Consider the following 7,073-nt stretch of genomic DNA (forward strand, 5'->3'; position numbering starts at 1 on the left):
ACACCTCCGTCGTCACCCAACTTCCGGCATAGCTCCCGCGTTGGTGACGTCGGCGCTGCTCTGGCTGGCCCTCTGAGGCCTGAACGAGCGGCGGAGATAAGGCGGTAGGATGCCAGAGCCGCAGATGCTCCGACCGATCTCTGCGCCGCCCCCTTCACGCCAGGACCGCTGTCGTGGCGAGCCACATTCAGCGAGATTGCGTTCCGTCAAATGATTAGCTCTTCCACGCCAAACGTCAATCGCTCCCGTACCCAGCAGCGCCCGAGCCGACGCATCAGTGCTGTGCCTCCACCTCACTTCCGTTGATGCCGGTAGGGCTACAGGCGGCCGGTGGCTCCCCCGTCGAAGACGATCTTGATCGCCTGAGCCACGCTGGCGCCCACCTCTGGGGGCGGATCGACTTCGGCCGCCGAGTGGCCTCGGGCAGCACGGTATCGTGGTCCAGAAGATTCATACGCTCCCGTTCGTGCAGCAGGAGCGCGTTCATTACCAGGGCCGCCAGTGACTGATCGGCCAATGCCCCGGGTTCCTTCATGTTCTCCGCAGAATTCTCCGCCTGCTTCCGGATCAGCTCGGTCAACTGCGCGGGAGTGAAGGCGTCCTCGGAGGTGTCGCTAATGCCGGACCCGCCTGGCTACAGAGCTGGAATCTTAAATTTGGCGATCTGCACCTGCAGCTGATCCTCGGGTGACTAGACGCACAATCGCACAAGCTACTATCGCAACACGGTGCCGCAGAGTTCCCGCGGATAACTGATCTGGCAGCCAGCGGTGGCGAAGAAATCGCCCTACAACTCACATTGGTCCAGTTTAGGAGCTGGTGGGTTAGGCTACGGATCTTCATCGTGCGAATCAGCGTCCGTCTACCGGTTCTCCAGTCTCCAGACGCTCGGAGCCACACCCGACCAGCGCCGGAACGCATGCGTGAAGGCTGCGAGTTCGGAGAAGTGCAGGACCTCTGAGATCTGCGTCACGCTCAACCCGGTGTCGACCAGCAGCCGCTGTGCCACCTGGAACTGCGTCTCACTGGTGAGCTGCTTGAAGCTCGTGCCCTCCGCCCGCAACCGGCGGGCCATGGTGCGACGGTTCGTCATTTGCCTGTGCGCGACCCGGTCGGCTGTGCAGCGCTGCCGGGTGACAGCGATCTGAAGGTAGCGGCGCAGCTCATCCGTCAACGTGTAGGGCTGATCGGCCCCGATTTGGCGGATCCGCTCCTCGAGGTCTCGGCAGGCGACCGGGTCCGCGCCCGCGATCGGCTGCTCCAGGAGTTCGGCCGGGAACACCAGGGCGGCCACCTCCTCGTCAAACCGGAGCGGCGCGCGAAAGAAGGTGCTGTAGGGCCTTCTGTCCCGCGGCGCAGTGCGCGGCAGCAACACCTCAAGCGGAGTCCAGCCGAACCCGCACAGCCCCCGCAGCACGTTGGTCATCGTGGCGAGCGCGCGCTCGGAATGGGGGGCCGCTACCTCGGGCCTCGGATCGTAGGGTGAGTGGCTGAGGACCGACACGCCCTGGCAAGTGCCGAGCCCGATCACCGCGCCCCAGTTCCGCTTGCCCACTTGCTCTTCGAGCGCTCGCAGGGCGTCCCCGACCGTATTGGAGTTGCGCATCAGCAGTCCGACCGGCCCGAGCGAGGTCAGGGTGTTCCGCTGACCGACGAGGAGGCCGAGGTGGCGACAGCCGGTGCGTTCGGCTCCGAGGGCAATCAGGCGGCCGAACGCGGCGTAGGAGACAAGGGCGTTACCGCCGTCGAAGAGAGCCGGATTGAGACCGATCTCGGCCACGAGGGCGTCGGGATTGGCGCCGAATTCGACGAGGACAGCGTAGAGCGCTCGTGCGACCTCGGGATGGATGAAACCGACAGGCTGCGTTTCAGGCGGAACGGGAATTCGGGCTTCGAGAGACGGATCTGAGCGGCCGTTCGTGTGTGGCGCGATAGGGTATTCCATGGCGTGGACCCCCTTGATTCCGGATCCGCCTGATCCCGATAGCCTAGGTTATTCCTGCGACAATGGTTGATCCGTCCGCTTCGATCAAGTTTTATATTTAGAAACGCATTGACAGAAATCTGTTGTCGTTACTTTTTCAAAATCGAATTGCGCGATATGCTTCGTTTAATATTGTATTCGAGGAACGCCGCCCATCCAGATGACCCAAACCTCCCGGGGAGTCGCTTAAATGTGAGCTTCTCTTTCGGCACATTCGATGATGGAGGGCGGCGCCTTTTTATTGTTCAGCGGCTCGACTCAGTAGTGCCGGTCCATTCTCCGGTGGTGCCGATAGTCCCGTCGGTCCATTCTCCGGTCGTGGCGCGCCATCCGACGGTCGTGCCGACGCATCATTCCCATGGTCTGCACCTTGATGATTGGCCCGTCCGCGATCCCGAACGCGCCAATCGCTGACTGAGAACCGATCAGCGGGGCCGCGCTTGCTCCGCCACTCAGTCCGAGCGCAAGAGCTGCAGCGATGGACAGCCCCGCGAGTCCCAGCTTCGGCATCGTCATCTCCTGACTTTGTCACAGGCCCGAGAACAGGCTCTGCCGTTACCTTCTAGCTGTAATGACGAGCGGTGCTTGATCGGACGAGACACGGGTATCGGCCGCGCAGTGGCAGATCGCCATTGGTAGCGGACGTGCAGGTGGCCCGCACGAAGCGCGTCATTTGCAACCTGACATCGCCGAGAGCCACTTGCGTGTGAGGGCGCGTGCGGTGAAACGATCGACCAGGGGTTCCATCGATGCGACCGGCTTCTTGCAGGACCGGTCGGAAATTTGGCAAGCTTTAATCGCTCCGGCCATCAACGTTCACACGACGGCCGACCTGGGGTCGGCAGCGAACATCTTGCAGGACCGATTGCGGGTGTCGACCAATATTTCGACGTAGAGCCCGCACGCTGATGTTTGACGGAGGGTCAAGCGGACAGACTGCGGGCAGCCCCGTATCGCTTCACCTGGAATTGGTGCTGCGGATGGCGAGATTGATGCGCCTGCCCTCGCGGTGCCAGAGCCAGGCCGTCCCTGCTAGCCGGTGGCCAGCGATCAGGACGGATACCATGAGACCCGGAATCTCCTCCTGCTAACAACCATCGCCACTGGGGGTTAGCGATACACGTACAGCCCGTGCCCTACCAGCACGGCGCGGAATAACTCTCACCAGCCTCTTGCCTTTAGGGGACACGGAACAGTGCCCTGTAGACCGTCGGCAAGCGTCCTGCACCTACCGGCTGCCGCTCACACACTGGTCAGGAAGGGCATGCCCTGACGGTCAATCGGAACGGAGGCCATCGATAAGGACAGGTCGTGTCCCTGGAGGTGGTGTAGCTCGCCGGTAGCGGGAGAGCCCGCCTGCGCGCCCTTCACAGCGCTGTAGCAGGCGGGATCTCTCGCGGGGTGGNCGCGAATCATCATGGAACGGAGGCCATCGATAAGGACAGGTCGTGTCCCTGGAGGTGGTGTAGCTCGCCGGTAGCGGGAGAGCCCGCCTGCGCGCCCTTCACAGCGCTGTAGCAGGCGGGATCTCTCGCGGGGTGGTCATCGGCGGTTGCCGGGTAGGGTCGGGTTGCGAGCACCAACCTCGAACCCGAGAGACCCCCGATGACCGACGAGATGATGGCCCTGCGCGGGCTGATGGAGAAGAGCGCCGACGCCGATCTGCTGCGCGAGATGATCGGCTTTGCGGCCGAGCGGCTAATGGAGCTGGAGGTCGGTGGCCTGACCGGCGCGGCCCACGGCGAGAAGAGCGCCGAGCGGCTGGTCCAGCGCAACGGCTACCGTGACCGGGATTGGCAGACGCGGGCCGGCACGGTCGAGCTGCGCATTCCGAAGCTGCGCAAGGGCAGCTACTTTCCGGGCTTCCTGGAGCCGCGACGCATGGCCGAGAAGGCGCTCACGGCTGTGATCCAGGAGGCCTACATCCAGGGCATCTCGACCCGCTCGGTTGATGACCTCGTCCAAGCGATGGGCGGCACAGGCGTGTCGAAGAGCCAGGTCAGCCGGCTCTGCCAGGAAATCGACGAGCGCGTGGGCGCGTTCCTCGCCCGGCCCATCGAGGGCGAGTGGCCCTACCTCTGGATCGATGCGACCTACGTGAAGGTGCGCCAGGACGGCCGTATCGTCTCTGTCGCCGTAATCGTGGCGGTGGGCGTCAACGGTGACGGCCGTCGCGAGGTGCTCGGCATGGATGTCGGCCCGTCCGAGGCCGAGACGTTCTGGACGGACTTTCTCCGCAAGCTGGCGCGCCGCGGCCTGCGCGGGGTCAAGCTGGTCATCTCGGACGCCCACGAGGGCATCAAGGCGTCAGTGGCCAAGGTGATGAACGCGACCTGGCAGCGTTGCCGCGTCCACTTCATGCGCAACGTGCTCGCCCATGCCGGACGCAGCGGGCGGCGTGTCGTCTCCGCCTTCATCGCCACGGCATTTGCCCAGGACGATGCCGAGGCGGCCCGTCAGCAGTGGCGGCGCGTGGCTGATCAGCTCCGGCCGAAGGTTCCCAAGCTCGCCGCCCTGATGGACGAGGCTGAGCCGGACGTGCTGGCCTACATGGGCTTCCCCACCCAGCATCGGGTCAAGCTGCACTCCACGAACCCGCTTGAACGCCTCAANAAGCTCGCCGCCCTGATGGACGAGGCTGAGCCGGACGTGCTGGCCTACATGGGCTTCCCCACCCAGCATCGGGTCAAGCTGCACTCCACGAACCCGCTTGAACGCCTCAACGGCGAGATCAAGCGCCGGACCGAGGTGGTCGGCATCTTCCCCAACGAGGCGGCCATCACACGCCTCGTCGGCGCGATCCTGCTGGAACAGAACGACGAGTGGGCCGTCCAGCGCTCCCGCTACATCACCCTGGAAAGCATCGCCCCGATCGGCGATGATCCCCTCGTCAGCCTGCCGACCCTGGCAGCCTGATCAATCCGGCCCCGGCCGGTGATCGTGGTGGCCACGCCGAAGCTACACCACGCCAGGGGACACAGCCGTGCTCGGTGTGCCGAACGAGCGGTTCTTCCCGACTGAGACCACCGGGCAGGCCGCGCTTCAGCGGGAGTTCATCGAGGCTGTCCAACGCCAGATCGTGTCGAGCGGCATCCGGCCGGCCACGCCTTTGCCCGACTTGGACCTGCTCGGCATCTCAGGAGGTGGTGAAAACGGAGCCTTCGGCGCCGGGCTTCTCAACGGTTGGACCGAGCATGGCGACCGCCCGAACTTCTTCCTGGTCACCGGCATCAGCACCGGCGCGTTGAGTGCCCCCTTCGCGTTTCTCGGCGGCGCCTATGACGCGCAACTGAAGAGCGTATTCACCGACATCACCTTGGCGGATGTTCTGCTGGAGCGCAGCTACACCGCTGCGATCTTGGACGATGCCATGGCGGACAACAGCCCTCTGTTCCGCACCATTTCCCGCTTCCTCGATGAAGCGATGCTGGCCGAGATCGCCCGGGCCTACGCCAATGGCAGGCTGCTGCTGGTGGGCACCTCTAATCTCGATGCGCAGACACCAGTCATTTGGAACATCGGCGCTATCGCGCAGAGCGGCCATGCTCGCGCCTTGGAGACGGTGCGGCGGATTCTACTGGCCTCCGCTGCCATCCCAGGTGCCTTCGCGCCGGTTTTTTTCGATGTGACGCTGAACGGGAAGCCCTTTCAGGAGCTGCATGTTGACGGCGGGGCGTTCGCCCAACTCTTCCTATATCCCGCCAGCGTCTCGCGATTTCGTCGGGAGCGGCTGGCGCGCGGGCAGCCAACGGCGCGGACTCGGGCTTGGGTGATCCGCAATGGTCGGCTGGATCCCGAATGGGCCTCGACGGAGCGTCGGACCCTCGGCATTGTAGGTCGCGCGATCACTGCCATGATCGCGGCGAGCGGCTACAACGACGTGTTGCGGATCCATGCCGCAGCCGAGCGCGACGGGGTAGACTACAACTTGGCCTTCATCGGACCGGACTTCACGATGGAGCGGAACAAGCCATTTGACCCATCCTACATGCGCCCCCTCTATGAATATGGCCGGCAGCGCGCGCTGCGTGGCGACGCTTGGGTCACGCAACCTCCGATCTGAGTCGATCAAGGTCGCGGCGACCCGCGCAACATGGCCTCTCGGTCAAGCTGTGATCGCGATGCCCTAACTCCTGGTGACAGATTCAGTCGTTGAAGCGTTCGACCATGCCGTTCGTGCGCAGCGGGTATAGCTTCATGGAAGAAATTGCGCGGCCCGTCGATCGACACGCAGCACGGGATGACCTTGCCGTCGAGCACCATCCCAAAGCGCACATGCGCGAGGGTCTCCCTGTCGATGTCCTGCGGACCCGCCTCGTAGCTCTCCAGCGGCATGCGGCGCCACTGACCTTCACGCCCCTGCATCCCGCTGCGCTCTCCGCCTTTCAATCGGCCCCGCGCTAACATCCAGTAAGCCCTCCGTGAGCGTCGACGATCACGTCGACCGTATCGTCGCTGCCGCCGACGCCGCTCTCGCGACGGGAGGCGCTCCCATGGTCAGGCCGAGCACCGCTGACCTGTTGAACCTCGACCGCGCTTTGGTACCCGAGGAGCGCAAGCGACTGTGCGCCGGCACGACGCTGAAGGGTGACGAGGCTTTGCCGGGCAGCGGTTCTGAGGGCGAGACCTACGGATGGTCCAAGCAACTGGTTCCCAAGCGCTTGGCCCGGACCGACCCGAAATGCGGGCTGACGGAGCGGGGCTGGACTGAGGGCGCCGGCAGCAACGCGTCGGCCGGTTGTGCCACCCTGCAGGCGGAGAGAGGCGCCGACGTCCTCGCTCTTAGAACGACGCGCGGAGAATGGCCGGTCGGGGAAGGGTGCTTAGACCTCGGGCGCCGATCTGAGCCAGCCCTGCAACACCGGCCAGCAGCGCGACGATCATGAACAGGGCTCCCAAGAACTCGGTGAGCTCGTCAGAATGTCGCGCGGCCTTGCTGATCCCGTAGCCGCCGAGCGTGAACACGGCGGCGGCGATCAGTGGAACGGTCAGGCCGGTGATCCACCCCCGCGAGAGTGGTCCGCCCTTTGGTATGGCTTTCGAGCCTGGAGGACGGATCGATGTCGAGGAAGCGACCCAAGCCTGAGGA

At 64.4% G+C, this 7,073-nt stretch carries 5 protein-coding genes; 2 read left to right on the forward strand and 3 right to left on the reverse strand.

Annotated features, from left to right (window positions below):
• Positions 1–862 precede the first annotated feature (862 nt).
• Entirely contained in the window at positions 863–1,945 is a 1,083-nt protein-coding gene (locus ASG32_RS26110) for an AraC family transcriptional regulator (RefSeq protein WP_082558051.1), read from the reverse strand.
• Positions 1,946–2,242: 297 nt separating this feature from the next.
• Positions 2,243–2,494: a hypothetical protein gene (locus tag ASG32_RS26115; protein WP_056532045.1), complete on the reverse strand. Its 252-nt coding sequence runs from the start codon at positions 2,492–2,494 to the stop codon at positions 2,243–2,245.
• Positions 2,495–3,589: 1,095 nt separating this feature from the next.
• On the opposite strand from ASG32_RS26115, the gene ASG32_RS26120 reads away from it, so the two are divergent.
• Both ASG32_RS26120 and ASG32_RS26125 read left to right on the forward strand, forming a co-directional pair.
• On the forward strand, positions 3,590–4,596 hold a 1,007-nt coding region (locus tag ASG32_RS26120; protein ID WP_206780039.1), incomplete at its 3' end, for an IS256 family transposase.
• A 371-nt stretch (positions 4,597–4,967) separates the two neighbouring features.
• Positions 4,968–6,047: a patatin-like phospholipase family protein gene (locus ASG32_RS26125; protein WP_056532049.1), complete on the forward strand. Its 1,080-nt coding sequence runs from the start codon at positions 4,968–4,970 to the stop codon at positions 6,045–6,047.
• Between the two features lie 719 nt (positions 6,048–6,766).
• On the opposite strand, the gene ASG32_RS34735 is transcribed toward ASG32_RS26125, so the two are convergent.
• Positions 6,767–7,073, reverse strand: a 307-nt coding sequence (locus tag ASG32_RS34735) for a hypothetical protein (protein WP_157862060.1), incomplete at its 5' end; no start/stop codon positions are given.

Origin of the sequence: Methylobacterium sp. Leaf361, assembly GCF_001424445.1 — a bacterium.
Taxonomy (GTDB): Bacteria; Pseudomonadota; Alphaproteobacteria; order Rhizobiales; family Beijerinckiaceae; genus Methylobacterium.

Coding starts and splice junctions, on each gene's coding strand:
- ASG32_RS26110 (WP_082558051.1), bottom strand. CDS start 1,945: ATGGAATACCCTATCGCGCCACACACGAACGGCCGCTCAGATCCGTCT.
- ASG32_RS26115 (WP_056532045.1), bottom strand. CDS start 2,494: ATGCCGAAGCTGGGACTCGCGGGGCTGTCCATCGCTGCAGCTCTTGCG.